General features: G+C 56.9%; 28 protein-coding genes. 17 read left to right on the plus strand and 11 right to left on the minus strand.

The window, feature by feature from the left end; translation table 11 throughout:
• Window positions 1–58: 58 nt before the first annotated feature.
• The 6 genes from AC2TDA_RS04405 to AC2TDA_RS04430 form a co-directional block, all read right to left on the minus strand.
• Window positions 59–703 carry a MerR family transcriptional regulator gene (locus AC2TDA_RS04405; protein WP_480878932.1) on the minus strand — a complete coding sequence of 215 codons (645 nt, stop codon included), beginning with the start codon at window positions 701–703 and terminating at the stop codon, window positions 59–61.
• 18 nt (window positions 704–721) lie between these two features.
• Window positions 722–1,024 carry an integration host factor subunit alpha gene (gene ihfA / locus AC2TDA_RS04410; protein WP_298385582.1) on the minus strand — a complete coding sequence of 101 codons (303 nt, stop codon included), beginning with the start codon at window positions 1,022–1,024 and terminating at the stop codon, window positions 722–724.
• Between the two features lie 96 nt (window positions 1,025–1,120).
• Entirely contained in the window at window positions 1,121–2,092 is a 972-nt protein-coding gene (locus AC2TDA_RS04415; RefSeq protein WP_480878933.1) for a beta-ketoacyl-ACP synthase III, read from the minus strand.
• A gap of 24 nt (window positions 2,093–2,116) precedes the next feature.
• Complete coding sequence (gene plsX / locus AC2TDA_RS04420; RefSeq protein ID WP_480878934.1) at window positions 2,117–3,202, minus strand: phosphate acyltransferase PlsX; 1,086 nt, start codon at window positions 3,200–3,202, stop codon at window positions 2,117–2,119.
• Window positions 3,203–3,226: 24 nt separating this feature from the next.
• On the minus strand, window positions 3,227–3,433 hold the full coding sequence (gene rpmF / locus AC2TDA_RS04425; protein ID WP_008756996.1) for a 50S ribosomal protein L32: 207 nt from the start codon (window positions 3,431–3,433) through the stop codon (window positions 3,227–3,229).
• 206 nt (window positions 3,434–3,639) lie between these two features.
• The gene (locus tag AC2TDA_RS04430; protein ID WP_480878935.1) at window positions 3,640–4,176 is read right to left on the minus strand and encodes a YceD family protein; all 537 of its coding nucleotides are present in this window, start codon (window positions 4,174–4,176) and stop codon (window positions 3,640–3,642) included.
• Between the two features lie 105 nt (window positions 4,177–4,281).
• Between AC2TDA_RS04430 and AC2TDA_RS04435 the strand changes: the two genes are divergently transcribed.
• The 3 genes from AC2TDA_RS04435 (at window position 4,282) to AC2TDA_RS04445 (ending at window position 7,449) form a co-directional block, all read left to right on the plus strand.
• Window positions 4,282–4,734 (plus strand): outer membrane protein assembly factor BamE, encoded by a 453-nt coding sequence (locus AC2TDA_RS04435; protein ID WP_480878936.1) that lies wholly within the window; start codon window positions 4,282–4,284, stop codon window positions 4,732–4,734.
• Between the two features lie 98 nt (window positions 4,735–4,832).
• Window positions 4,833–5,573 (plus strand): GNAT family N-acetyltransferase, encoded by a 741-nt coding sequence (locus AC2TDA_RS04440; RefSeq protein ID WP_480878937.1) that lies wholly within the window; start codon window positions 4,833–4,835, stop codon window positions 5,571–5,573.
• A gap of 67 nt (window positions 5,574–5,640) precedes the next feature.
• Entirely contained in the window at window positions 5,641–7,449 is a 1,809-nt protein-coding gene (locus AC2TDA_RS04445; RefSeq protein ID WP_480878938.1) for an ABC-F family ATP-binding cassette domain-containing protein, read from the plus strand.
• Window positions 7,450–7,522: 73 nt separating this feature from the next.
• Here the strand turns inward: AC2TDA_RS04445 and AC2TDA_RS04450 are convergent, their stop codons facing one another.
• On the minus strand, window positions 7,523–8,065 hold the full coding sequence (locus tag AC2TDA_RS04450; RefSeq protein WP_480846936.1) for a sugar O-acetyltransferase: 543 nt from the start codon (window positions 8,063–8,065) through the stop codon (window positions 7,523–7,525).
• Between the two features lie 9 nt (window positions 8,066–8,074).
• Entirely contained in the window at window positions 8,075–8,830 is a 756-nt protein-coding gene (locus AC2TDA_RS04455) for a 3-hydroxyacyl-CoA dehydrogenase (RefSeq protein ID WP_480878939.1), read from the minus strand.
• A gap of 214 nt (window positions 8,831–9,044) precedes the next feature.
• Between AC2TDA_RS04455 and AC2TDA_RS04460 the strand changes: the two genes are divergently transcribed.
• Entirely contained in the window at window positions 9,045–9,863 is an 819-nt protein-coding gene (locus AC2TDA_RS04460; RefSeq protein ID WP_480878940.1) for a hypothetical protein, read from the plus strand.
• Between the two features lie 73 nt (window positions 9,864–9,936).
• Here AC2TDA_RS04460 and tyrS read toward each other — a convergent pair whose 3' ends face one another.
• Window positions 9,937–11,187: a tyrosine--tRNA ligase gene (tyrS, locus tag AC2TDA_RS04465; protein WP_480878941.1), complete on the minus strand. Its 1,251-nt coding sequence runs from the start codon at window positions 11,185–11,187 to the stop codon at window positions 9,937–9,939.
• 429 nt (window positions 11,188–11,616) lie between these two features.
• Here tyrS and AC2TDA_RS04470 point away from each other — a divergent pair, with 429 nt between their 5' ends.
• Window positions 11,617–12,690 (plus strand): anhydro-N-acetylmuramic acid kinase, encoded by a 1,074-nt coding sequence (locus AC2TDA_RS04470; RefSeq protein ID WP_480846983.1) that lies wholly within the window; start codon window positions 11,617–11,619, stop codon window positions 12,688–12,690.
• A gap of 136 nt (window positions 12,691–12,826) precedes the next feature.
• On the opposite strand, the gene AC2TDA_RS04475 is transcribed toward AC2TDA_RS04470, so the two are convergent.
• On the minus strand, window positions 12,827–13,723 hold the full coding sequence (locus tag AC2TDA_RS04475; protein ID WP_480878942.1) for a LysR family transcriptional regulator: 897 nt from the start codon (window positions 13,721–13,723) through the stop codon (window positions 12,827–12,829).
• A gap of 85 nt (window positions 13,724–13,808) precedes the next feature.
• Here AC2TDA_RS04475 and AC2TDA_RS04480 point away from each other — a divergent pair, with 85 nt between their 5' ends.
• The 5 genes from AC2TDA_RS04480 to AC2TDA_RS04500 all read left to right on the plus strand — a co-directional run bounded on the left by AC2TDA_RS04480 (window position 13,809) and on the right by AC2TDA_RS04500 (window position 17,014).
• Entirely contained in the window at window positions 13,809–14,240 is a 432-nt protein-coding gene (locus tag AC2TDA_RS04480) for a VOC family protein (RefSeq protein ID WP_480878943.1), read from the plus strand.
• Window positions 14,241–14,267: 27 nt separating this feature from the next.
• Window positions 14,268–15,023, plus strand: a complete 756-nt coding sequence (locus AC2TDA_RS04485) for a hydrolase (RefSeq protein WP_480878944.1) — start codon at window positions 14,268–14,270, stop codon at window positions 15,021–15,023.
• A 217-nt stretch (window positions 15,024–15,240) separates the two neighbouring features.
• Window positions 15,241–15,582 carry a 5-carboxymethyl-2-hydroxymuconate Delta-isomerase gene (locus AC2TDA_RS04490; protein WP_480878945.1) on the plus strand — a complete coding sequence of 114 codons (342 nt, stop codon included), beginning with the start codon at window positions 15,241–15,243 and terminating at the stop codon, window positions 15,580–15,582.
• A gap of 166 nt (window positions 15,583–15,748) precedes the next feature.
• Window positions 15,749–16,270 carry a GNAT family N-acetyltransferase gene (locus tag AC2TDA_RS04495; protein WP_480878946.1) on the plus strand — a complete coding sequence of 174 codons (522 nt, stop codon included), beginning with the start codon at window positions 15,749–15,751 and terminating at the stop codon, window positions 16,268–16,270.
• A gap of 129 nt (window positions 16,271–16,399) precedes the next feature.
• Window positions 16,400–17,014 carry a LysE family translocator gene (locus tag AC2TDA_RS04500; RefSeq protein ID WP_480878947.1) on the plus strand — a complete coding sequence of 205 codons (615 nt, stop codon included), beginning with the start codon at window positions 16,400–16,402 and terminating at the stop codon, window positions 17,012–17,014.
• 54 nt (window positions 17,015–17,068) lie between these two features.
• Here AC2TDA_RS04500 and AC2TDA_RS04505 read toward each other — a convergent pair whose 3' ends face one another.
• Window positions 17,069–17,488: a cupin domain-containing protein gene (locus AC2TDA_RS04505; RefSeq protein WP_480878948.1), complete on the minus strand. Its 420-nt coding sequence runs from the start codon at window positions 17,486–17,488 to the stop codon at window positions 17,069–17,071.
• Between the two features lie 88 nt (window positions 17,489–17,576).
• On the opposite strand from AC2TDA_RS04505, the gene AC2TDA_RS04510 reads away from it, so the two are divergent.
• The 7 genes from AC2TDA_RS04510 to AC2TDA_RS04540 all read left to right on the plus strand — a co-directional run bounded on the left by AC2TDA_RS04510 (window position 17,577) and on the right by AC2TDA_RS04540 (window position 25,302).
• Window positions 17,577–18,995 carry a protein adenylyltransferase SelO gene (locus AC2TDA_RS04510; RefSeq protein ID WP_480878949.1) on the plus strand — a complete coding sequence of 473 codons (1,419 nt, stop codon included), beginning with the start codon at window positions 17,577–17,579 and terminating at the stop codon, window positions 18,993–18,995.
• Window positions 18,996–19,167: 172 nt separating this feature from the next.
• The gene (locus AC2TDA_RS04515) at window positions 19,168–20,835 is read left to right on the plus strand and encodes a sulfatase-like hydrolase/transferase (protein WP_480878950.1); all 1,668 of its coding nucleotides are present in this window, start codon (window positions 19,168–19,170) and stop codon (window positions 20,833–20,835) included.
• 62 nt (window positions 20,836–20,897) lie between these two features.
• Complete coding sequence (locus AC2TDA_RS04520; protein WP_480878951.1) at window positions 20,898–22,142, plus strand: DUF3179 domain-containing (seleno)protein; 1,245 nt, start codon at window positions 20,898–20,900, stop codon at window positions 22,140–22,142.
• Between the two features lie 71 nt (window positions 22,143–22,213).
• Window positions 22,214–22,978 carry an outer membrane protein gene (locus AC2TDA_RS04525; protein WP_480878952.1) on the plus strand — a complete coding sequence of 255 codons (765 nt, stop codon included), beginning with the start codon at window positions 22,214–22,216 and terminating at the stop codon, window positions 22,976–22,978.
• Window positions 22,979–23,093: 115 nt separating this feature from the next.
• Window positions 23,094–23,798 carry an endonuclease/exonuclease/phosphatase family protein gene (locus tag AC2TDA_RS04530; RefSeq protein ID WP_480878953.1) on the plus strand — a complete coding sequence of 235 codons (705 nt, stop codon included), beginning with the start codon at window positions 23,094–23,096 and terminating at the stop codon, window positions 23,796–23,798.
• 72 nt (window positions 23,799–23,870) lie between these two features.
• Window positions 23,871–24,284 carry a Fur family transcriptional regulator gene (locus tag AC2TDA_RS04535; RefSeq protein WP_480846955.1) on the plus strand — a complete coding sequence of 138 codons (414 nt, stop codon included), beginning with the start codon at window positions 23,871–23,873 and terminating at the stop codon, window positions 24,282–24,284.
• A gap of 136 nt (window positions 24,285–24,420) precedes the next feature.
• Window positions 24,421–25,302, plus strand: coding sequence for a DMT family transporter (locus AC2TDA_RS04540; protein WP_480846957.1), 882 nt, complete (start codon window positions 24,421–24,423; stop codon window positions 25,300–25,302).
• The last annotated feature ends 200 nt before the right edge of the window (window positions 25,303–25,502 follow it).

Genomic DNA, 25,502 nt, shown 5'->3' on the forward strand with positions numbered 1-25,502 from the left:
TGAGGTGTTCATAAAGACTTTCCCGGCAGGGGCAAGAGGAAATCATCGCCTTTTATTCTTATCCCACCGGTTGGGTTTCAACCCGGTCCAGCCAGGCACGCAGGTCTTTGGCTATGGGTGCGATCCGGCGCAGAACCTGCGGATCGAAATCCTCGACCTGCCAGGTCAGCGAAGCGATTCCACCCAACAATGGAGCCGTATCCAGATCGTTCTGACCAGACGGCTCGGTCAGAAAAACAGGGGCCTCGGGGGGCGTGGAAACCTGTCCGTTGGCAGCAGCAGCAGGTGTTGTCAGGTCCATACCGAACTGTCTGTCTTCCTCTGGGGTGGGCTTAGCTGCGAAAGGTACGACAGTGCTTTCCTCAGAGGCTTCGGCTTGCGGAACAGGGCTCTCAACCACCGAGCTTTTCGCCTGCTGAGATTCGTCGTCCAGAGGGGGGGAGAGTGCGGCCACATTCGCCACGCCCTTTTCGCGCAGAATGCGTTGGACACCCTTTATCGTGATGCCGTCATCGTGAAGCAACTTCTTGATGCCGCCCAGCAGGCGCATGTCATTGGGGCGATAGTACCGGCGCCCTCCGGCGCGTTTGACCGGTTTCACCTGTGTAAATCGACTTTCCCAAAAGCGCAGCACATGGGCCTGAACACCCAGCCAATCCGCAACTTCACTGATGGTGCGAAAGGCGTCGGGGGACTTGCTCATTTTTGCTGGCCTCGGGGTTTACTTGCGGTTCCCAGCGGCGACGCGATCCTTCATCAGGTGCGACGGGCGGAATGTCAGAACGCGGCGGGGTTTAATCGGCACTTCTTCACCGGTTTTGGGGTTGCGACCTATGCGGGCAGTTTTGTCCCGTACGCTGAACGTACCGAAAGACGAGATCTTGACCTGTTCGCCGCGCACCAGCGCATCCGACATGTGGTTCAGAACGCTTTCGACCAGTTGCGCACTTTCATTGCGTGAAAGGCCAACCTCACGAAAGACGGCCTCGCTCAGATCCATTCGGGTCAGTGTTTTGTCGCCCATGCTTTTTCCCCTGTTGATAGGAGAGCATATGGCGATGGGAAATTCACTGTCAATATCAATGAATTGCAGGAGGCTCTGTAAGCCGGATTGTGCCAGTTACCAGCGCAGGGCAACCGCGCCCCAGGCCAGACCCCCGCCGATGGCTTCGGTCACGATCAAATCACCTTGCTTGATCTGGCCGCGTTCCTTGCCCACAGACAGTGCCAGAGGAATGGATGCAGCGGATGTATTTCCGTGGTCCTGTACCGTAACCACGACCCGTTCCATCGGCAGACCCATTTTCTTGGCTGTGCCCTGAATAATGCGGATATTGGCCTGATGCGGGACAATCCAATCAACTTCTTCGCTGCTGAGCCCGGCGCGTTCCAACGCGGTTTCTGCAGTTTTCGTAAGTTTTTCAACAGCATGGCGGAAGACTTGATTGCCTTGCATCCGCAAATGCCCGGTGGACTGGGTCGAAACGCCCCCGTCTACGTACAACAAGTCCTTGTAGCGGCCATCTGAATGCAGGTCAGTCGCCAGAATTCCACGATCCGATGGGGAACCTTGCCCGTCTTGCTCTTCCAGCACCAGAGCGCCTGCGCCATCGCCGAAAAGCACACAGGTCGAACGATCAGTCCAGTCCATGATTCGCGAAAAGGTTTCCGCCCCAATGACCAGAACTCTTTTGGCCTGACCGGACAGGATCAAGGCGTTGGCATTGCTGAGTGCGAAAACGAATCCGGCGCAAACAGCCTGAACATCAAAAGCGAAACCGTTTGTCATGCCCAGCCGGGCCTGAACCATGGTTGCAGCAGAAGGAAAGGTCAGATCTGCCGTCGAGGTTGCAAGAATGATCGCGTCTATGTCGCTCGCTTCAAGGCCTGCATCAGCAAGAGCTGCCTCAGCCGCACGTGTCGCCAAATCCGAGGTCGTCTCGTCATCGGCGGCAAAATGGCGGCGTTCGATCCCGGATCGGGTGCGAATCCATTCGTCTGATGTGTCCAGTGTCTTTTCAAACTCGGCATTCGGTACGACACGTTCCGGTAGATAATGCCCGACACCTACGACAACTGAGCGGCCTGCCATGCTGGGGTACTGCCTTTTTTGTTATTATTCTGTCTGCGACGCAGAATGCGCGGCATCTTGTTCAAGCTCGGCTGTGGATGCAACCCGTGCGGCCAACTTTTCTGAAAATCCGGATTCCGCGAGTGTAAAGGCCAGCTTTACCGCCGCTGAAACGCCCGTGGCGTCAGCCCCGCCATGGGATTTGATAACTGTTCCGTTGAGGCCCAGAAACACTCCGCCATTGACGCGTCTTGGATCGATGCGCTTCTTCAGGCGGTTCAGAGAGGTGATAGCCAGGATCGAAGCCAGGCGCGACAGCGGAGAATACTTGAATGCCTGACGCAGCAAATCACCGATCAGGCTGGCTGTGCCTTCGCCCGTCTTAATCGCGACATTGCCGGTAAACCCATCCGTAACAATGACATCCGCCTTGTCGCCCGGAATGTCGCTGCCTTCAACAAAACCCACAAAGTCGAAATTTGCACGTTCGGCAAAATCCGAAATCATCGCGTGAGCTTCTTTAAGTTCTGCGCGCCCCTTGTGCTCTTCAGTACCCACGTTCAGCAGGCCAATCCGAGGGCGGGTCTGCGCCATACCGTTGCGGGCATACGAGGCGCCCATCAGTGCAAACTGCAGTAAATCTTTCGCGTCTGCCCGCACATCCGCGCCCACATCCAGCATCACGTTGAACCCTTGCGGGTTGCGCGAAGGCCACAGAATCGCAATGGCAGGGCGGTTGACGCCGGGCAGTTTACGCAGGCGCATCATCGACAGCGCCATCAATGCGCCAGTGTTGCCGCAGGATACGGCGCCATGAGCCTCGCCCTCACGGACCGACTCCAACGCCGACCACATCGAGGTCTGCTTGCCATTGCGAACGACCTGGCTGGGCTTGTCCTCCATCGTGACAACATCCGGGCAATCACGAAAAACGACGCGCCCATCAAGAACGCGCCGTTTGGCAACCAGTTTTCGCAGCACATTTTCCTGACCGTGCAGGATGAACCCGATCTTCGGGTTCTTGTCCGCAGACTTGGCTATTCCCGCCACAACAACAGCGGGCCCCGAATCTCCGCCCATAGCATCAACCGAGATGACTATCCGTCCGGTTTGCGAGGGCTGATCCGTCATACCTTTGCCTGCGCTCGATAGGGCTTAGGCTGCGTCTTCGTCCAGATCGATTTCGTCGGCTTGTGCGACGACTTCGCGATCATCATAGTGGCCGCAGGATGCGCAAACGTGATGCGGGCGCTTCAGCTCGCCACAGTTCGGGCATTCGTTCGGGTTTGCAGCAACCAGAGCGTCGTGTGCGCGGCGGTTGTTGCGACGCGACTTGGAAACTTTGTTCTGTTGGACGGCCATGGTCTCAACCTTTGTCTACTAAGGGTCAGCAGATTCGCCGCCGACCGGGTTTCATTCTTCGTTTTTCACGTGGTTCGACGCGCGTTTAGGGGACGAGCCCCGCGATGTCCAACCCAAATTCCGATGAGCGCGCGAAAATACTGCGATTCTCGGCATGTTCAAGCGATTTTTCTGAGGGCCTGCTATGACAGGAAAACAGACCTATGTCACTCGTCTTTTTTTAACGAGTCGCGCAATTCTGCCAACCCTGCAAAGGGCTTTACGTCATCGTCGGTCATTGCCTGTTTACCTGGCTCAGTAAAGCCGGTCTGTCCGATCTCGGCATCGGCTTTGCGCGGATATTGAGGCAGAGCCAGCGACAGAGCCTCAGTCATGACCTGAGATGGGTCGATTTCAGAGCCCAGCGGTTCTGTTTCGTCGTCATCGGTCATTTCGAACTCGGGTTCGTGCGGTTCTGCCCAATCAGCCAGAAAAACCCTGCGCACTTGGGTTTCTACCCGCGTGGTGACAGGATCCAGCGTGATCACGCAAGGTTGAATAACGGTCGCGCCCAGTTTTCCGGTCAGCACCCAATCGTGCTTGCCCTGCGCCTGCACCGTGCCGACAAAGGACAGTTTGCGAAGACCCAGCAGTCCGAGCTCCTGTTTGAGTACATCCAGAGCAGCCGCGCCAGGGCGCAAATCAAACGGTGTCGGGGTGTTTTGCTGCAGATCCGCGACGCGCAGCGGATTTGATCCGGTCATTCGAGACCCTTTCCTGTGTTGAACCAAGGCAATGGTTTCTGTAATCGGATAGAAGCCGAAAGGTGCCAAGGCAAGAGGGTGTGAATAGTGAAGGTGACAAACAAGATGAAACCAGTGTTTAAATCGCTGGCCTTTGGTGCCCTTCTGGCCGCGATGGCCTGCTCGCCAGTATTCAAGAATCACGGTTACGTGCCGACCCCCGAAGAATTGGCCGAGGTCAAAGTAGGGGTCGATAACCGTGATACCGTGCTTGAAGCTCTGGGCGCGCCAAGCTCCTCCGGCGTGTTGCAGGATTCCGGATACTATTATGTCGCATCGCGCGTACGCTATCGCGGCCCCAAACGGCCCGAGGTCGTTTCGCGCGAGTTGGTTGCCGTTAGCTTTGACCAGCGTGGTGTGGTGCGAAACATCGAGCGATTCGGGCTGGAGGACGGCTACATCATTGTTCTGGACCGGCGCGTCACGGATTCCAGTATCGAGAACAAGAGCTTCCTGCGGCAATTGCTTGGCAATATCGGTCAGTTCAACCCGGCAAACATTCCGGGGGTCAGCAACTGATTTTGTGACGACCCTTGATGCCGTCACAAGATGGTCACACATCTTGTGCTAGGGGACGGATAGCGAAACACAGGTCGGCAACCGCGGAGGATGCGACCATGGCCAAAGCAGTTTTGTTGACCAAAGGCCGCTATCGGGCCCGTGTCGCGCAATCAGAAAAGGATATTGCTGCTGCACAGGGCCTGCGCACACAGGCCTTTAGCACCGATGGGACCGACAGCGACCGATTTGACCGGGTTTGCACTCATATCCTGATTGAAGACATGAGGGCCGGTGGCCAAATGGTGTGCTGTTTCCGAATGCTTATGATGCAGGACGGAACTAAGATCGGGGACAGCTATTCAGCGCAGTTCTACGACCTCGCCGCCCTCCAGGACTTCAAAGGGCCCATGGTGGAAATGGGGCGATTCTGTATTCATCCCGATTGGAATGATCCTGATATATTGCGGGTCGCGTGGGGAGCCATGACTTCGTATGTTGATCAGAATGAAGTCGAGATGTTGTTTGGCTGTTCATCTTTCGCAGGGACTGAAACGGCCGTGTATCTGGACGCGTTTGCTGTACTCAAACACCGGCACCTCGGACCGAAACGCTGGTTACCGCGTGTCAAGGCAAACGATGTGTTCCGCTTTGCTTCGCGTCTGCGGCGCAGGCCGGACGCGAAAAAAGCAATGATGAGGATGCCGCCGCTGTTGCGCACCTATCTGTCGATGGGTGGCTGGGTTAGCGATCATGCGGTTGTGGACCGGCACTTGAATACCCTGCACGTCTTCACAGGGCTCGAAATCAAGACGATTCCCCCGGCACGCAAACGTCTGCTGCGCACTATTGCCGGGTAATTGAGTATTTCCGAAAACCTGAAGCCGGGGCGTTGACGCTTTGCGCAAGCCGGTTTAGCTGGCGGGCATGGCGAGAATTCCTTTATTGCAGATGTCCGGCATTTCCCTGACCTTCGGGGGTGATCCGGTGTTTTCCGGTTTGGATCTGGTTGTCCAGCCAGGTGATCGTGTTGCTCTGGTGGGGCGCAACGGTTCGGGTAAGTCCACTTTGATGAAAGTGATGGCGGGCCTGGTCGAGGCAGACCACGGTGATATCGTGATACCTCCTGGAAAATCTGTGGGCTACATGGAGCAGGATCCGGGGATGCAGGGATTTGCCACACTTGGCGATTACGCTTCCAGCGGGTTGGAGCCGGGTGAGCTGTACAAGGTTGAACGCGCCGGAGAAGGCCTGAAATTTGATCCCTCGCGCCCGGTCGAGACGGCCTCGGGTGGGGAACGGCGGCGGGCGGCGTTGGCCAAGCTGATGGCTGAAGCGCCTGACCTGATGTTGCTGGACGAACCGACGAACCATCTGGATATCGAAGCCATCGCTTGGCTGGAACGCGAACTGGGTGCCACGCGGGCGGCATTTGTCCTGATATCGCACGACCGGGCCTTTCTGCGCGCCCTGACGCGGGCGACGCTCTGGATCGACCGGGGTGCCGTGCGGCGACAGGAACAGGGCTTTGAGTCCTTTGAGACGTGGCGCGACAAGATTTGGGAAGAAGAAGATCAGCAGCGCCACAAGTTGAACCGGCTGATCAAATCCGAGGCCCGCTGGGCCGTAGAAGGCATCAGCGCGCGGCGCAAACGCAATCAGGGACGCGTCCGAGCCCTGCAAGCACTGCGCGCAGAGCGTTCGGCACAGATCAAGCGACAAGGATCGGCCGCCATGTCATTGGAATCCGGTCCAAAATCCGGGCGCAAGGTGATCGAAGCCAAGGGGCTGACGAAAGGTTTCGGTGAAAAACAAATCGTGCGGAACTTCGACCTGTTGGTGCAGCGCGGCGACCGGGTGGCGTTTGTCGGCCCCAACGGCGTGGGCAAAACAACTCTGCTGAAGATGCTTCTGGGTCAGGAAACGCCCGATCAAGGTGCTGTCTCATTGGGGACTAATCTTGAGGTCGCTGTATTTGACCAGACCCGTGCGCAACTAGACCCGGAAATGAGCCTTTGGGACAGTCTGACCGGCGACCCCGAGATGCGGGTCTCGGGCAAAGCCGATCAGGTGATGGTGCGGGGCCAGCCGAAACACGTGGTGGGCTATCTAAAGGAATTCCTGTTCGACGATGCGCAAGCAAGAGCGGCAGTTAAATCATTGTCTGGCGGTGAAAAAGCGCGGCTGTTGTTGGCAAAGCTGATGGCTAAAACGTCAAACCTGCTGGTGCTGGATGAACCGACCAATGATCTGGACGTCGAGACTCTGGATCTGCTGCAGGAGTTGCTGGATGACTATGACGGCACAGCCCTCTTGGTCAGCCACGATCGGGATTTTCTGGACCGCGTCGCCACAACGACCATCGCGATGGAAGGTAACGGACGGGCGACCGCATACGCTGGTGGATGGTCGGATTACATCGCGCAGCGTGGCGATGTTCTCGGGAAAACAGAAGAAAAATCAAAACCCTCGAAGCCGAAGGTAAAGCAGGAAAGTAAGCCGAAGGCAGGCCTTTCGTTTTCGGAAAAACACCGGTTGGAAAACCTCCCGGCCGAGATTTCGCGACTGGAGGCAGAGATTGCCAAGTTGGAAGAGCTAATGTCGGACCCAGAACTGTTCACGCGCGAGCCGGTCAAATTTCAGAAAGCCACCGAAGCGTTGGTCGAGCGGCAGGAAAAACTGGCCGCTTTCGAAGACGAATGGTTGATGCTCGAGGAAAAAGCCGAGGCCGAATAGTTTCGGTCTGCAAGCCGCAAAACGCGCGAGTGTATCAAGCTGCCAACATCGCCGCGTACCGAGATTTGATTCGTCAGATGGTACGTGCCGGATTTCCGACCACCGTCTGGCCTTCTTGCACGTCTTTTGTCACCACACTGCCTGCTCCGATGATTGCGTTGTCGCCAACTGTCACTCCGGGCAGGATGATGGCGCCACCGCCGACCCAGACGTTCCGGCCGATAGTGACGGGCAGGGCGACCTCTAACCCGCGAGCGCGTTCAGCCGATTCTTTCGCGTGTTGCGCACAATAGATTTGGGCGTTCGGCCCAAACATGGAATTATCCCCGATCTGAACCCGTGCCGTGTCCAGAATGATGCAACCGGCGTTGAAATAGACCCGATTGCCCAGATGGATATTCATGCCATAGGCGCAGTGAAAGGGCGCCTCGAGAAAACAGCCATTTCCCGCGTCGGCAAACAGCTCCCGTAAGGCCGGGCCCATCGCGTCACGCGTGTCGGGATCACAGGTATTGTGTGCGTGAACGGCGCGGCGGGCTTTGGCGCGCAACGCGTCGAGCTCCGGGTCCAGGCAGCTGTACCATACTCCTGCTTCCATCTTTTCCCGTTCGGTCATGCGTCATGCCTAACGCATACGAAGGGCACCGTCGATGCGGATGACTTCACCGTTCAGGTACCCCATCTCGACGATGAAGCCAGCCAGACGACCATATTCGCGCGGGTCACCCAGTCGGGCAGGGTTGGGCACGTCCGCAGCCAGTTGTTGTTGTACCTCATCGGGCAGGCCCGCCAGCATCGGGGTCATGAAGATACCCGGCGCGATGGTCATTACGCGGATACCGGTCGACGCGAGATCCCGCGCCATGGGCAGGGTCATGCCAACAACGCCGCCTTTGGACGCGGCATAGGCAGTCTGCCCCTTCTGCCCGTCAAAGGCGGCGATAGAGGCCGTGTTGATGATCACACCGCGCGCGCCGTCCGGTTCGGGCGCATTCTTGGCCATCTCGGCAGAGGCCAGTCGCGAGACATTGAATGTACCCACCAGATTGATATCGATCGTGCGTTGAAACGCATCTAAAGGATGGGGGCCATCCTTGCCGACTGTCTTGATCCCATAGGCAACGCCCGCGCAGTTCACAGTTGCTGTGATCCGCCCCATCTTTTCCATCGCAAGCGAGACAGCTGCCGCGACCGAATTTTCGTCCGTCACATCTGTCTGCGCAAAATACCCGCCAATCTCAGCCGCTACCTGAGCGCCGCGATCGGCGTCGCGATCCAAGATCGTGACCTGCGCGCCATTTTCAGCAAAGTAGCGGGCTGTGGCCTCACCCAGACCAGAGGCGCCTCCGGTAATGATGGCCGAAGTGGTGGACAGGTGCATGGCGGTCTCCTCCCAAGATTTGAACACTTGTTCATTTATCGCGTTGGCCTACCTCTGTCTACTGATATGAGTGGTCAATACACTGTGGATGCCGGATTTCTGGCGTGAACGCGGGCTTTCTCAGCGAATCTTAATTTGCGCTTCACGCCATTTCGCCAATTCGTGATCGATGACTCTGACGCACCCGGGTGTTTTGGTGCAAGGAGGTAACGAGATGCGAAAGTTAATGATTAAGACCATGGGTGCGATGGTCGCCGCACCATTCGTGGGAGTTTTGATAGTAGGATCTGCAGAAGCTGCGCCTGAAACGTGCAACGGAAACACGGCGCGTAGCCTGACCAATGCGGGTGATTATGCGGCGCTCTGCGATTGTGCGCAGGTGACCCCAAGCTTCCTGGAGCGGCTTCAGCGACGATCAGACTTCGAAACAACCCTTCGCGTGACCGGCGCTGAATGTCCAGGACTGGCGGCGCTTTTGACAGATTTTCCAACCGCTTCGATTGGAAGCGCCGGCAATGCCAATCGCGGTGAAGATCGCAGCTCTGACTTGGCACAGGTTGGCGATTCGGTGTCCCCGGATAATGGTTCCGGTGACGGCGGCAATGAAGACCTCGGTGATGGCGGCGGCAATGAAGAGCCCGGTGACGGCGGCGGCAGCGAAGACCCCGGCGACAGTGGCGGCAATGAAGACCCCGGTGACGGTGGAGGCAACGAAGAACCCGGCGACGGCGGCGGCAATGACGAACCTGGCGACGGCAGCGGCAATGACCGCCCTGGCAAAGGTGGTCATGGCGGCGGCAAGGGCGGCGACGGCAAAGGCGGTGGCAAAGGTGGCCACGGCGGCGGCAAGGGCGGTGACGGTAAAGGTGGCGGCAAGGGCGGCCACGGCGGCGGCAAGGGCGGCGACGGTAAAGGGGGCGGCAAGGGCGACCACGGCGGCGGCAAGGGCGGCGACGGTAAAGGGGGCGGTAAAGGTGGCCACGGCGGCGGTAAAGGCGGCGACGGTAAAGGGGGCGGCAAGGGCAAGCGCTAAAGAAGCTGATACGCCTTGATCATAACGTAACGGCCACCTGATCAGGTGGCCGTTTTCTCGGGAGGAAGGTGAATTAACCCAGCTGCACCAGAGCGTGACGTTTCTTACCGGCGCTCAGCTTGATGGGCGAGGACAGGGCACCCGCGTCAATCATCAGCCCCGCGTCAGTCAATGGGGCGTCGTCCAACTTCGCTCCGTTCTCGGCGATCAGACGCTTGGCCTCTTTACCTGATTTTGCAAGCCCGGATTTCACGATGATCTGTACGATGGACATGCCCTCGCCCAGCTCATCGGCGCTGAGGGTCAATGTTGGCAAATCCCCTCCAACACCGCCTTTTTCAAAGACTTCGCGGGCTGTGGCTTCGGCCTTTGCAGCGGCTTCAACACCGTGCAGAAGGGTCGTGACCTCGTTGGCGAGACGAACCTTGGCTTCGTTGATCTCGGACCCTGCCAGTGCGCCCATACGGTCGCATTCATCAACAGGCAGTTCGGTGAAGATTTTCAGGAACCGGCCGACATCGGCGTCGGTAGTGTTGCGCCAGAACTGCCAGAACTCGTAAGCCGACAGCATCTCGTCATTCAGCCAGACTGCGCCGCCCTGGGATTTACCCATTTTGCGGCCGTCGCTGGTGGTCAGCAGCGGTGTGGTCAAACCATAAATCTCGTGATCCAGCACACGTCGGGTCAGGTCGATGCCGTTAACGATGTTGCCCCACTGATCCGAACCGCCCATCTGCAACACGCAGTTATATCGACGGTTCAGCTCCAGGAAATCATAGGCCTGAAGGATCATGTAGTTGAACTCGAGGAACGAGAGCGACTGCTCGCGATCCAGACGCGATTTCACCGATTCAAAGCTCAGCATCCGGTTGACCGAGAAGTGCCGTCCGATATCGCGCAGGAAATCGAGGTAGTTCAGGCTATCCAGCCATTCTGCATTGTTTAGCATCTTCGCGCCGGTTTCGCTGTCGTCATAGGACAGGTACTTGGCGAACACTTTCTGCATGCCCGCGATGTTGGCATCGATTTGCTCGGGTCCCAGCAAGGGGCGTTCGTCCGACCGGAATGATGGGTCGCCGACCTTCGTGGTTCCGCCGCCCATAAGTGTGATCGGCTTGTGCCCGCATTTCTGCAACCAGCGCAACACCATGATGTTCATCAGATGCCCCACGTGCAGCGACTGCGCCGTGGCGTCATAACCGATATAGGCTGTTTGCACCCCACTGATCAGCGCGTCGTCAAGGCCCTGATAATCGGTGCAGTCGGCGAGAAAGCCGCGCTCGATCATCGTGGCGATGAATTCCGATTTGGGGTGGTAGTTCATATCGTGCCTCGGGTTAGTATTGCGAGGCACTGTATAGGCGCGGGAATCGGCAAGGAAAAGGTGCCTTTTCCAAGAAACGCGACAGCTGTGGCTCACCAATTCAAAGAGGTGGGTAAGTGCTGCTCTGTTGATGCGCTCTGAAGCCGAGCGAAGTGGCGCGAGATCGGAAAATGCCAGCGCTTCGGTAATAAATTGGCGGGCGCGCCAGATCGAGTTTCGCCGTCTGGTTGTGCTGATCCGGCCTCGATTTGGTCTCAATATTCATTGTTTTCGCGGCAGGTGCCTTGCTTTGGATCCGAGAAAATGGGCAACTTGCCCAGATCGTCGGGTTTGGGCAAATACCGGAACGACGCTGGGCAGAAGTTGGCAGGAGATGCGCGAGTGAGCCGGATCATCGGAAAAACTGGGGCAGTCAGGGCGCTAGGAGCCATGTCCGGCACATCGCTAGACGGCGTGGACGCTGCTGTGGTCGAAACGGACGGGTATGAGATTCTCGGATTCGGCCCAAGCGCGTACCGGGCTTATACCAAAGCCGAACGCGCGCAACTGCGTGACGCGTTGGGTCAATGGCATGGTGCACAAGTCGAGACTGCCGGCGAATTGGTGACGCATGCACATGCTGACCTTTTGGCGGAATTCGAAGATGCGAACCTGATTGGTTTTCACGGCCAGACCCTTGCGCATGAACCTCGCGGACGCGGGACGCTGCAAGTAGGTGATGGTCTTAGCTTGTCTCAGGCACTAGGCCTCCCGGTTGTCTGGGATTTCCGCAGCGATGACGTGGCTATGGGCGGTGAGGGCGCACCTTTGGCGCCGTTCTTTCATTTTGCCTGTGCCAAGTGGATCGAAGCCGATGCCCCTTTGTGCTTTCTTAACCTCGGCGGGGTAGGCAATTTAACCTATGTGGATCCGTCCTTTGACGGCCCCGAGGCCCCGGGAGCACTTTTGGCTTTTGATACCGGGCCCGCGAACGCACCTGTCGACGATTTGATGCAGGCGCGTCTGGGGCAGTCGATGGACCGGGATGGTGCGGTCGCCCGCAATGGGGCAGTCGAACCGGGAGCGCTAGAACTGTTTCTTGCAGAACCGTTCTTTGCCCGAATGCCGCCAAAATCTCTGGATCGCAATGACTTTGCCGAGATGGTCGAACTGGTGCGACAATTGAACGACCAAGATGCGGTGGCCACATTGACAGCCATGTGCGCTGCCGGGGTCGCAAAAGGGATGGAGCATTGCCCAAAACCACCTGCTCGCGTTCTGGTCACAGGCGGCGGTCGGCACAACCCGGTGTTGATGGAGATGTTGCGGGTTTCGCTGGACTGCCCGGTCGAACCGGTCGAGACCGTCGGTCTGGACGGGGACATGCTCGAGGCGCAGGCCTTTGCCTATCTCGCCGTCCGGGTGGCGCGTGGATTGCCAACTTCATGCCCGGGGACGACCGGTGTGAAAGCTCTGGTAGGTGGCGGGGTTGTGAGTGCGGTTTCAGCGGGCGCGGCGGGGTGAAGGTTGCGTTTCTTAATAGGGGCTTAGCGGAAAAAGCTGATTTTGACCGTAGCCGCTACAATGTCTGATTGAAGTTCAACTTTCGTTCGTTGCAAAACCTTCGAAGGAAATTTGCATCCGGTAAGAGACAAAAAATTCAACGAATCTTTTCGGCCAAGAAGTCGATCATGGCACGAGTTTTTGCTGGCAGGTTGTCACGGCTCGCATAGATCACATGAACGCCAAGCGGGGGGTTCTCGAACTTCGTTAGAATGGGAACCAGAGTTCCGGCGTCCAGTTCGGCCTGACAGGAGATCTGAGGGAGGCGGGTAATCCCGCGGCCTGCAAGGGCAAGCACTTTTTCGGTGTGCGCGTCATCGCATCGTACCCTAGGAGAAACTGGCACCGCAATTCCCTCGCCATCCGGCCCCGCATAGGTCCAGCTTTGCGTGATCCCGTGAAACGAGAAATCGATCAGTTCGTGATCTTTTAGGTCGTTAGGGTGATGCGGGGTGCCATTGCGTTTCAGATAGGACGGGGATGCCACTGTAAGACCCCGCGTGCGCAGTATCTCTCGGGCTATCAGATCGGACGATGGCAGGGTCCCAATCCGAACCAGCAAATCTATACCTTCTCCGATCATGTCCGAATGACGTTCAGAAATGTCCAGGTGGAGATTGATGTCAGGGTAGCAGTCAAGAAACTCGGGCAACCAGTGATTTAGCCAACCGTGTGCAAAGACCACCGGCACACTCATCCGTAATTCTCCAAAGGGTTGGTCGCCTAACGAATGCAATCGATCTTGCATGGCATGGGCATCTTCTACAATTCGGCGGGCATTTTCATAGTAGATGCGGCCAGATTCCGTCAGGCTTAACCGTCGTGTTGTCCGGTTCAAAAGCCGCGTCCCAAGCCTCGTTTCAAGTCGCGCAATTTCCTTGCTGACGTGGCTGGGTGTATGTCCCAGCAATTTGGCCGCTGCACTCATGCTTTCCTGCGCCACCTCAGCGCAGAACAGAACCATGCCGTCAAAGAGGTCTTTATTCTGATCCATTTGGAATAGATGCCGTTCCAATTGAGCTATTAAAGTTTGATACGGGCAAAATTACCTTTGTTGCAAGCAAAGGAAAGGCACAGCCATGTTGGATATTAGAAACTTCGATCACATCGGTATTCGCATCAGCAACCGGGACGCGTCTGTTTCGTTTTATGAGCTGTTGGGATTCGAAATGATCGCTGACGGCGGTTATGACAACGGCCATCCGCTAGTGATGTTGCACCCGTCCGGGATCAACATCAACCTGCTTGGTCCGGCCACCGCAAAAGCCGGTGAAAATGTTCTGATGGACGAGGTTGAGAAATACCCCGGCATCACTCACCTGGCCGTAAAGGTTAAAGACGCCGAAGCGACCGAAGCCTTTGTCACCGAAAATGGTATCGGCATCACCGGCCGTCGTGAATTTCGGGGCACCAAAACCATCTTCATCCGCGATCCGGATCGCAACGTGCTTGAGCTTGTCGGCCCAGGGCCGTCAGTCGCGCAGCTGATTGCCGAGCACGTTCACGCCTAACCCCTTACATCCAAAGGAGCAACTCTCATGACCTTATCTCTCAAACCCCTCGCAACAGCTCTGAGCCTGAGCATCGCTGCCACAGCGCTGCCGGTACTGGCAGAAACTCCGATGATCAAAACAGTAGATGGCGTTGCCACCTACCCCGAGGGCTATCAGGGCACGCCGGTGCGGGCTGCGGACGAAGACCCTTTTCTGTCACCAACCAACTCGGTGCTGGTCCTTATCGACTACCAGCCGCCAATTCTGGCGGGGGTCAAGAACATCGACCATGAAGAGCTGATCAATAATACCACCGGGTTGATCAAGACCGCGGTAATCTACGATATCCCGATCATCTTCAGCCATGTTGCAGTGGGATTGAATGGCTACGATCCAATGATCGAGGAACTGCGTGAGCTGGCCCCAAACGCCGTGTTCATTGACCGGACTAATGTGAACGCCTGGGAAGAGCCCGAGTTTGTTGCCGCCGTTGAAGCAACCGGGCGGAAAAAGCTGATCATGGGAGGCCTTTGGACTGATGTTTGCTTGGCATACCCTGCGATTGAAGCCGAAAAATCAGGGTATGACGTATACGTGCCCGAGGACGCAGTCGGTTCGATTTCCCAGTTAAGCCATGAAAACGGCATGCGTCGAATGATCGAGGCCGGCGTCGAGCCAATCACCTGGAACGTCGTTCCCGCAGAACTGCAACGCGACCACGCCCGCACTGAACATTTGCAGGCGGTCACCCGGGTGTTCATGGAGCATCTGTTCAAGGTTGACCCCGACTCGACCTGGTAAACCAGAGCCGGTCAGGGGCTTCAGTCCCTGACCTTCCTTGCCACCTTCAATGCCACCCACATTCGCCCGAAACAGGAACAGTTTAACTTGGGGTCGCATCTGTCTGCCGAGCGAACAAGCTGGTGTATCGGATACCAACGCCCAGATTATCGGGCTACACAAGGGGCTGAAGGCGTATCGGCCCTGCTAGGCGCCGTGTTTAGAAAAAGGATATTGCATGCCCCACGTTTCGATTGAGTTTTCGAAAGGCCTAGAACAAATCCACGATATCCAATCAGTGTGCGACCAGTTGTTTTCAGTTCTTTCCGAGCAGGATGTGTTCGATCCGCCGACCATTAAGGTACGTGCAAAACCGGTCGAGTTCTTTCGGATTGGAACCGATCCTCAGACGTTCGTCCACGCGACGCTTTTGCTGATGGAGGGGCGCGATGAGCTGACTCGGACGCAACTCAACCAGAAAATACTCGAACTTCTGGCGCAAGCGCTGCCCGATGTTGGAAGCATAACGGTTCAGGACATGGAAATTACGCGCGCCTCTTATGCCAAGCGCCTGTTGTAGGCTTGGTTTTACGGAGTGAGGGTCGGCCGATCGGGCGGCTCGTTCTCGGGTAAACACGTGCGCGCATACCGACGAAGCGGTCGCTCACTCCGAGGCTGAAATTGGCGTGTTAACCTCGCCGTCACGGAATATAGAAGCCAAGAGGTTGGCAAGAATGGAGTCCCGGATGCCCGAACCTTTGACGTCTGCACCAATCCTGGAAACGGAACGGTTAACACTGCGTGGCCCACTAAAAAGCGATCTGGCTGAGTTCACACGTTTCGTGACAAGTTCTTCAAGAATGCAGGCGCAAGATGAAACGGTTAGCAAGGAACAAGCTTGGTTCGGTTTTCTAACGGGTATCGGCCATTGGCACTGGCACGGTTTCGGTTTCTTTACATTGGTTCCGCGTAAGGGGGGCACTCCACTAGGCCGAGTAGGGCTGCTCAAACACTCCAATTGGCCGCAAGTGGAGTTGGCATGGCATCTCTTTGACGGTGCGGAAGGCAATGGATATGCAACCGAAGCCGCGGCGGCCGTTCGTAGCTGGGCGCATCGGTGTCATGGATTCAATCGGTTAGAGAGTTACATCCATCACGAGAACCGTCGTTCGCAGGCCGTCGCGATGCGTCTTGGAGCCAAGACCGATGGTACTCGTGCTGACCACGAACCAGATGCCGAGGTTTGGGTTCATCCAAAAGCAGATTGAGTACTGCCGCGATGTTTGCCTTAGGCTCACAACAGCTATGCGACTGCCATTACCAGATTGCCATTCTGCGAAACTTTGCTGACATTTAAGAAAAGTCTGCTTAGGGTCTGACCTGAAAGGATATTCTCGGTGGAACCAAGCCTCATCATCGCTCTGGTCGGCGCTACTGCGCTTCTCGTTGCTATTCCCGGCCCCAATGTCGCGCTCATTGTTGCAAACACCATCGCAAATGGGTTTCGCTTCGGTGCGGCGACTGTCCTGGGAACGACCGTAGGAGTCGCGCTGCAACTGGCGGTCGTGGTTCTGGGTTTATCCGCGCTTCTGCAATTCGCGGCCTCTGCTTTCATCTGGTTGAAATGGCTGGGTGTTGCATATCTGCTTTACCTTGGCGTTTCGACGTGGCGACAAGGAACCGCGAAGATGGAAGAGCGGCCCCCCAGTCGAAAACCGGTGAAAGCGCTATTCTGGCAAGGTCTGTTGCTTGCGACGATCAACCCGAAGACGCTGATTTTCAACGCTGCCTTTCTTCCACAGTTTGTGGCGCCCGAAGCGGGGATTAATGCGCTATTGTTGACGGCGACGATCTATCTCGCTGTGATTTTTCTTGGAGATCTGATCTGGGCCGCAACAGCGCAGACGGCCAGACCTGTCATCCTTCGGCTTGGGCGGCTGCGCTATAAGCTGACGGGGGTGCTCTTTTTCGGATCCGGTCTAGGGCTCGCACTCGCGCGCGTGGATAAGTAGCCCCTCGGCAATCTTTGTCAGAGAACGCAAAGAGCGACCCTGCGCAGTGAACGATCACTTCCGAGCAATATCAAACCCAGCTTTCGCCAATTCAAACCCATCAAACTCAAATCCCGGTGAAACGGTGCAGCTGACCAGAGTGTAGTCACCCGTGGTATGCGCCGCCTGCCAGTGATCTTTAGGTACGACCAATTGCGGTGCACCTGCCTTCAGATCCGGCGAAAGTATGTGATCCGTGGCCGGTCCCTGATCTGTTTCGCTCATTGACAGGATCAGGGGGGCGCCTGCGTGGTAAAGCCAGATCTCGGTTGCATCGACGCGGTGCCAATGGCTGCTCTCACCCGCTTGCAGTAGGAAATAGATGCAGGTTCCAGTGGCGCGGCCGGGATTGTCAGCCCTCCACGTTTCCCGAAACCAGCCGCCTTCGGGGTGGCGTTGCAGGTTCAGATGATCGATGATCTCTTGGGCCGTCATGAGGTCCTCGTTTGTTTGACTGCAATTGTGCACGGGGCGCGGGATGATCCGCTATGGCAATTGCCGGTATACAAATTATGTTTGCCACATGACCCTGATGATCCCGTTTGACAACAGCTACGCCCGCCTTCCGGATGGTTTCTATGCGCGACAAGCGCCCGAGCCGGTGCGGGCTCCGCGGATGGTTGCATTCAATGAACCGCTAGCGAAAATCCTGAACATCTCACCCGGGGACGTACAGGAGATGGCCGAAACCTTTGCAGGCAACGCCGTGCCCGAAGGGGCCGAGCCGCTGGCGCAGCTGTATTCCGGCCATCAGTTTGGCCACTACAACCCACAGCTTGGGGACGGACGCGCGATATTGCTGGGTGAAACTGTAGGCACGGACGGTGTTCGGCGTGACATACAGCTGAAAGGTTCAGGCCGGACGCCGTTTTCGCGTCAGGGCGACGGGCGCGCATGGCTGGGTCCGGTTCTACGCGAGTATGTCGTGTCCGAGGCGATGCATGCGCTGGGCATTCCCACGACTCGCGCGTTGGCAGCGGTAGAGACCGGCGAGGTCGTTTTGCGCGAAGGACCGATGCCAGGTGCGGTGCTGACTCGTGTGGCGCAAAGCCACCTTCGTGTGGGTACATTTCAAGTCTTTGCTGGGCGCGGACAACTGGACCGCCTGCGAAAGCTCACCGAATACGCAATCGCGCGGCACTACCCGCAAGCGGATGGCCCGATGGGTTTGCTGCGCGGTGTTCGCGATGCCCAGGCACGTTTGATTGCCGGTTGGATGAGCGTCGGGTTCATCCATGGCGTGATGAACACCGACAATTGCGCGATCTCGGGCGAGACGATCGACTACGGGCCATGCGCCTTCATGGACAGCTACCACCCGAACACGGTCTACAGCTCGATTGACCGGATGGGGCGGTATGCGTATTCGAACCAGCCTGAAATCGCCGTGTGGAACCTGGCACAGCTGGCAACCTCGCTGATCCAGCAGGTCGAAGACAAAGAGGCCGCCGTTGAAGAGGCGACCGAGATCGTTCACGCTATGCCCGATCTGATGCAAGGTCATTGGCTGGATCGCTTCCGGGCCAAGATCGGTCTGAGCACTGCCGAAGATGGCGACCTGCAACTGATATCGGATTTGCTAACGCGGATGGCGCAAAACCAGGCGGATTTCACCAATACGTTTCGTGCTCTGACAGGTGACAAGCCGCGGGATCAATTCACCGACCCTCAAGCATTCGATAGCTGGTCTGTGAACTGGCAGGAGCGATTGCAGCGCGAAGCCTCATCACAGGCTGCCATGGAAGCCGCGAACCCGGTCTTCATTCCGCGAAACCATCGGGTCGAGCAAATGATTCAGGCGGCCGTGCAGGGCGACTTCGCACCGTTGCAGCGGCTGAACACGGTGTTGGCATCGCCTTACACGGAACAGGCTGGGAACGACGATCTGACACGACCGCCGACCGACAGTGAAGTGGTGCATGCAACCTTCTGCGGCACCTAAATCGTCGGTTAGGAGGCAGTTGTCCGGAGATTACTCCGGGCGCTGAACAGGCATGTATTGGGGGGCAGCAAGCGTACTGTTTGAAAAACAGTTAACTTAGATTAGCATGTTTCTATGTGAGCCGATCTGATCCTCTGATCTCGGCAGAACCCTTAGTCAGTAAGGAAGTTACATGAAGTCTCCTTTGGTTTATTCGTTCGTTTTCTCCCTGACTGCTGCGCCGGTACTTGCACAGGACACTCCCATTTCGCATGACGCGGAATACTATATCCTTCAGGCGCAGCACGGCGATCAGTGGGCAGAAGATGACGCTGCCGTCGATTCTGCGTTGGCCGCGTTTCAGGAAGGCAATGGAGGTAAACCGCCCAACATCGTGAGTGTGCTGATCGATGACATGGGGTTCGGTGACATGGGCATCCCGGAACTGAACGCGGTGCGCGGATATCAGACGCCCAACATAAACGATTTCTCGGATGAAGCGCTGCGAATGGTGCGGATGTATACCGAACCTTCTTGCACGCCGACGCGTGTGGCTCAGATGACCGGTCGCCTGCCGGTGCGAATGGGAATGGGTGATACCACCGTTGACATCGCTGGATTTGGCTTGCCTGAAAACGAAGTGACGCTGGCTGAAGTGTTGAAGCAAGCAGGCTATGCCACCAGCCATGTGGGCAAGTGGCATATGGGGGACATCGCGGAAAGTTGGGCCATGAACCAGGGGTTCGATTATGCGCAACACGCCATTCACCAACAAGGACAGATGACCATCTTCAACGACGATGCGATCAAGGAACAGGTCGCGGTTGCGATCCGGGATTATGATGACAAATACACCATAGACGACTGGTTCCGGCCTGATGCCTCGTCGATGATGACAGTGATAGAAGGCGAAACCGGAGGACCAATTCGTGAAATCCGGATGGAAACCGGCGAACGCTGGAACGCTGCCAAGTATGATGAGATGAACCAAGCTTTTCAGGACAAAACACTGGAAGAATTGGATCGTCTAGCAGGTGGGGCAGAGCCCTTCTTCTTACAGTACTGGCCCATGATCCCGCTGGACAATACGCGCGCCGGTAGGGAAGGCCCCGAAAGCGTTAATGGTGGTCTTTACGTCGACAAGATGCAGCTGTTGGATCAATGGCTGGGCGACATATTCACGCGCATGGATGACCTCGGCCTTGCTGAGAACACCATCGTCATTGTTATGGGTGACAATGGCCACTTCACCAAATACGCGCCGCAATCCGGTTTTACTCCGCTCATCTATGCCGGGGGTAAAGGCGACACGACCGAAGGTGGCGTGCGCGTGGATGCCTTTATCCGGTGGCCCGGAATGATCGAGGCTGATGGGCTGTTGAACAGCATCGTGCACGTCTCGGACCTGTACACCACGTTGTCCCGGTTTGCCGGGGCAGAGCAATATATCCCGCGGGATCGTCTGGTGGATGGGGTTGATCAGTCTGCGGCGCTGCTGTTTGCTGACGAGTCCAAAGCGCGTCGGGATCACGTCATCATTTATTCCGTCGCGAAACCCGAGGCGGTCGTCAAAGATCAGCTGAAGCTGAAACTACCGGGGCCGGGCGAGAGCGCAATTCTGGCAAAATTCTTCGATCTTTACCGTGATACCCGCGAGGAATACTCGGTTTCGACCGAGGTCGGCGCATGGGGTGGGCAGGAGTTTGCGCGCATCCTGGGTCGCCACATGGCTCGGAAAGAAAAATATCCGGATACTCCGCCGGCCTATGGCGTGCCGTATGAAGGGATCGAGAATATCCGGCCTGAAACCCAACAAGCGGTCGAGGCGTTTCTGGTCAAACGTGCGTCTGTGGAGCAATAAAACCTGTTCGCGCGCAGAAGCCACGTGCGCGACATTTCCAATCAGACCTTTAGGATGAAGACATGATAGGAAACATACTTTTTGCACTTGGCATGCTTGCATCACTGGGCATCGGGTTTGTCTACTTCCGCGATCTGGGTGACGTGTCGCAGATGCTACTCAAGGTCAAACGCCAAAATATGGTGCGGTTTATTCGTCATGAGTACAGGTTTATCGCCATCGGTCTGGGCGGGTTTGTGGTGGCCACGCTGGCGCATTTTGCCCTTGGGGGCGGAGCGCGCTGGGCATGGGTGCTCGGAGGGCTGTTGGTTCTGTTCCTCTATGGGTTTCCCTATGTCTGGGTGCATCTCGGGTTGCGCAATCAACTGAACGACGCCCGCTATTTCCCAATCTCCGAAGCTCGCAAATATGTCGGACCGACTGCACCTGTAGTGGTGATCGAAAACAATGGCCAGGCTCGGGCGCATCCTGACGCGCAGATCATGCGCCCTCATCTGGCGGGCAATGAAGCCGGACTGGGTGGTGAAGATGTCGTCATGACGTATTGCGCAATGGCCAATCTGGGGCAGGGCTATATCCCCCGGATCGAAGGTAAGCGACTGGACCTCGAGGTTCTGGCACAGCATGGCAACAACCTGATCCTGCGCGATAATGAGACAGGCGAGCCGATCCAGCATATCTACGGCTTTCGCGAAGCGGATCAAGATACTGGTACGGAAGGTCCCGCATGTCCGTTGCGCCCCGAGGCACGGATGACGCCGTGGCCGACCTACCGGATGACCTTCCGCGGGTTTCAAAAGGCTTTCCCTGAAGGTGAGGTCTTTCTAAACCGGCCTTCCTCTAATCCATTGCTGCGGCTGTTGGATATGGCGACCGAAATTACTTTTGGCTGGGGCATCAGCCGCCAGCATCAGGAGGATGCGCCCGTCATGGACAACATGGAGCGCTCGGATGACCGCCTACCGAACAAGACACTGGTCTGGGGGGTTACAATCGGAAAGGACGCGGCGTGCTGGACCGATGATTTCGTGATCGACAATGACTGGATTGTGAATGCCCAAGTTGGTGGGCGGGATGTCGTGATCTCTCTGGACCCAAAATACGAAAGTCTTGGTGTTTGGTATAACGACAGCGGTCAGCCCGTAACCGGCTGCGATTTCTGGGGGCATTCGGATCAAGGGCAATTGCAACGGGTCGAAACGCTGCGCGCTGGGATCTTTTGGCATGTCTGGTCCGAGTTCTTTCCAGAGACCAGGATCAATCCGACCGGGCGTGAAGCCTCTGAACCGTCGGAGGCTGCCGCATAGGCCAAAACGCTGATTTTAATAGAATTTTGCAACCTGGATTTTGGGTGTTGGAAGGTAGAAGGAGAAGTTGAATGATTTTTGGAATTGGAAAAGCGCAAAGGGCAATGAAGTTGGCCCTTGTAGCTGCAACCGGTTTTCTTTCGGCGAATACGGCGACTGCGCAGCATTCCGATTGGTCCTACGAGGCTACGATCTATCTGTTTATGCCCGAGACAGAAACGACATTGGACACCCCATTTGGTGAACTGGACGCCACGCTCAGTTTCTCTGATGCGCTCAGCAATCTTGACATGGCGTTCATGGGTACGTTCGCTGCTTCGAATGGCCGCTGGAGCCTGTTGGCGGATTACAATTACACGAATATTTCCTTTTCAACTGCAACTGCGGGCCCCGCGCATGGTGATCTGAATACTTCCGTAAAAACGCAGTTCTTTAGCGGCTATCTGGGTTATCGGGTGTACTCGGACAAAGCGCTCAACGTGGATCTGGCGGGCGGGTTTCGCTGGTACAGCACGGATACGGATTTTCAACTGACGCCCGGTACCGCACCGGGGCGGAGTGCGTCAGCCGATGCAAGCTGGACAGACCCGATTATCGGCGCGCGTGCTCGGTATTTTTTCACTGACAGCTGGAGCGGAACTGCGTTTCTGGATTATGGAGGGTTTCGAAGCGGCAGTGAAACCTGGCAGGTACTGCTGACGGCCGATTACGCGATCAATGATAGGTGGCTGCTGCGAGGCGGATACCGGCATATTTCTTTTGAACATGATATCAACGGCAGCGATTATTCGTTCACTCAGTCAGGACCGGTGATCGGAGCAACCTATCGATTCTGATACCAGCGGGTACACTGCGATCCCGAAGTAGGGTTCACAGGCGCGTTTCTGAAACAGGGGCTTGCCTCTGCCTCTGCACGTGGCATCTTGTGGGCGATAGCAATCCCGGATCACAATGACACACCGATCGACCCTGCGGCTGGCCAGCTATAACATTCAGAAGTGCGTTGGGCTGGACCTGCGCAGGCAACCTCAGCGCATTCTGCAGGTGCTGAACGGGATGCAGGCCGATATCGTTGTTTTACAGGAAGCGGATAAGCGCCTGCCGCCGCGTCCTGCGGCTCTGCCCCACTTCATGCTCGAGGAATCCGGTTGGCAGGTCGTTGATCTCGGCGGCGCCGGCAGTCTGGGCTGGCACGGAAACGCCGTCATTTGGCGAGGAGACAGCATCCAGGTGCGTCGGACCGGGCACCATGATCTGCCCGGATTCGAGCCACGTGGCGCTGTACGTGTGGAGTTTGACACCCCGATAGGGCCATTGCGCGTGATGGGAATGCACTTGGGCCTTCTGTCAGCTTCGCGGCGGCAGCAGATCACGCAACTCAGGCGATGCGATTCCGAACTGAACCAGATGCCAACCGTCTGGGCGGGGGATTTTAATGAATGGTCGCGCCAACCCGTGCTGGACCATCTCGCACCCGATATGCGGTTCCTGCCGCCCGTACCCAGTTTTCCGGCGGCTCAGCCATTGGGTGCACTGGACCGGATTGCGCTGGGGCAGGGGTTGCTGGCAATGGCCCATGGGGTACACGACGCTCGGCCCGCGCATATCGCTTCGGATCATCTGCCTGTCTGGGCCGATTTACAGCGAGCAGCATAAAGGGCAATTCACCTGTGGCGCAGCCCGCACATCCGTACTAAGACAGAGACCCGAACAGCTCTGGGGGTAACAATGTCCGACACGATCATCGCCCGGTGCGAAGCCAAAGGCCTGCGCATGACAGGCCAGCGCCGTACCATCGCGCATGTGCTGCAACAAAGCGAGGACCACCCGGACGTTGAAGAGCTTTATGCCCGTGCCTCGGCCGAGGATTCGGGGATTTCGATCGCGACCGTTTACCGTACGGTAAAACTGTTCGAAGAGGCGGGGATTCTGGAACGTCTGGAATTTGGTGACGGCCGCGCACGCTATGAAGATGCGGAGCGGGACCACCACGATCATCTGATCGACATGCAATCGGGCGAAGTGATCGAATTTGTCGACCCCGAGATCGAAGCGCTGCAGGAAAAGATCGCGGCCAAGCTGGGGTATCGGCTGAAAGGGCACCGTCTGGAACTGTACGGCGTGCCGCTCAAACAGGACTGATCCATCACAAAAAACGATTGATCGCCTCACGGCAAATCATCAATCATGTCGCTATATTGCTTGCGACGTCGCGAAAGTTACGGTTTTGGTGCCTTTAGGGCTCATGTTTTGTCAGCCCATCCCAACGGACGCACAAATGAACAACGTAAACGGCATTCTGCTGATCATCGCATCGATGGCAGCCTTCTCGCTAGAGGATATGTTCATCAAGCACCTGTCGATCAGTGTATCGACTGGGCAGATCATGGTCGTGCTGGGGCTGTTCTGCGGGCTTGTCTTTGTGCTCATGTCCCTGGTCACCCGCAAACGCATCTTTGATCCGGTGGCCTGGCAACCTCTGCCATTGGCCCGCGCCGGGACCGAAGCTGTCGGGGCGCTAACCTTTGTGACAGCGTTGTCGTTGGTGGAACTGTCCACCGTGGCTGCCGTGTTCCAGGCGATGCCACTGGCTGTGACCATGGGGGCGGCACTGTTTCTGGGCGAGCATGTCGGCTGGCGCCGGTGGAGCGCAATTGGCGTCGGATTCATCGGTGTTCTGATGATTATCCGCCCGGGGCTTGAAGGGTTTCAGCCCGAGTCGCTGTTTGTTGTCGCCACCGTCGTTGCGATTGCTGCACGCGATCTGATCACCCGTCGGCTGGATGTTCGGGTGGCCTCATCAGTTGTGGCGCTGCAGGCCTATGTCGCCGTCGCGTTGGCAGGAGCGGTGTTGATGGTATTCTCGGCCCAGCCTGTTGTGCCATTGCAGGTGATGCAGGTCGGGCCTTATCTGGGCGCCATCGGCTTTGGTGTTCTGGGGTACTACGGCATCGTCACGGCTATGCGAGTCGGGGAAGCGTCGGCTCTGACCCCGTTCCGCTACACACGGCTTGTGTTCTCGATTGCGGCAGGAATGATGATGTTCGGTGAACGCCCCGATCTGATGACGATAGCAGGCGCTTCGCTGATCATTGGATCGGGCATGTATACGTTCATTCGGGAACGCAGACTGGCCCGCGAATTGGCGGTTGCGGTCTGACGGATCGTCGCACGTTGGCGCAAACAGGAAATTGTTAGCCCTAAAGGCAAGCAAATCGAGGCGTTAGCGTTAACGCGCCCCGTTTACTTTCTGCCGGGTGCTGGTATGAGGCTGGCAACTTACTGCAGCTTCAGGGACCGGCATCATGAGCACGATCATCGACATTCACGCACGCGAGATACTGGACAGCCGGGGCAACC

It is taken from the genome of Ruegeria sp. HKCCD6426 (genome assembly GCF_057221115.1).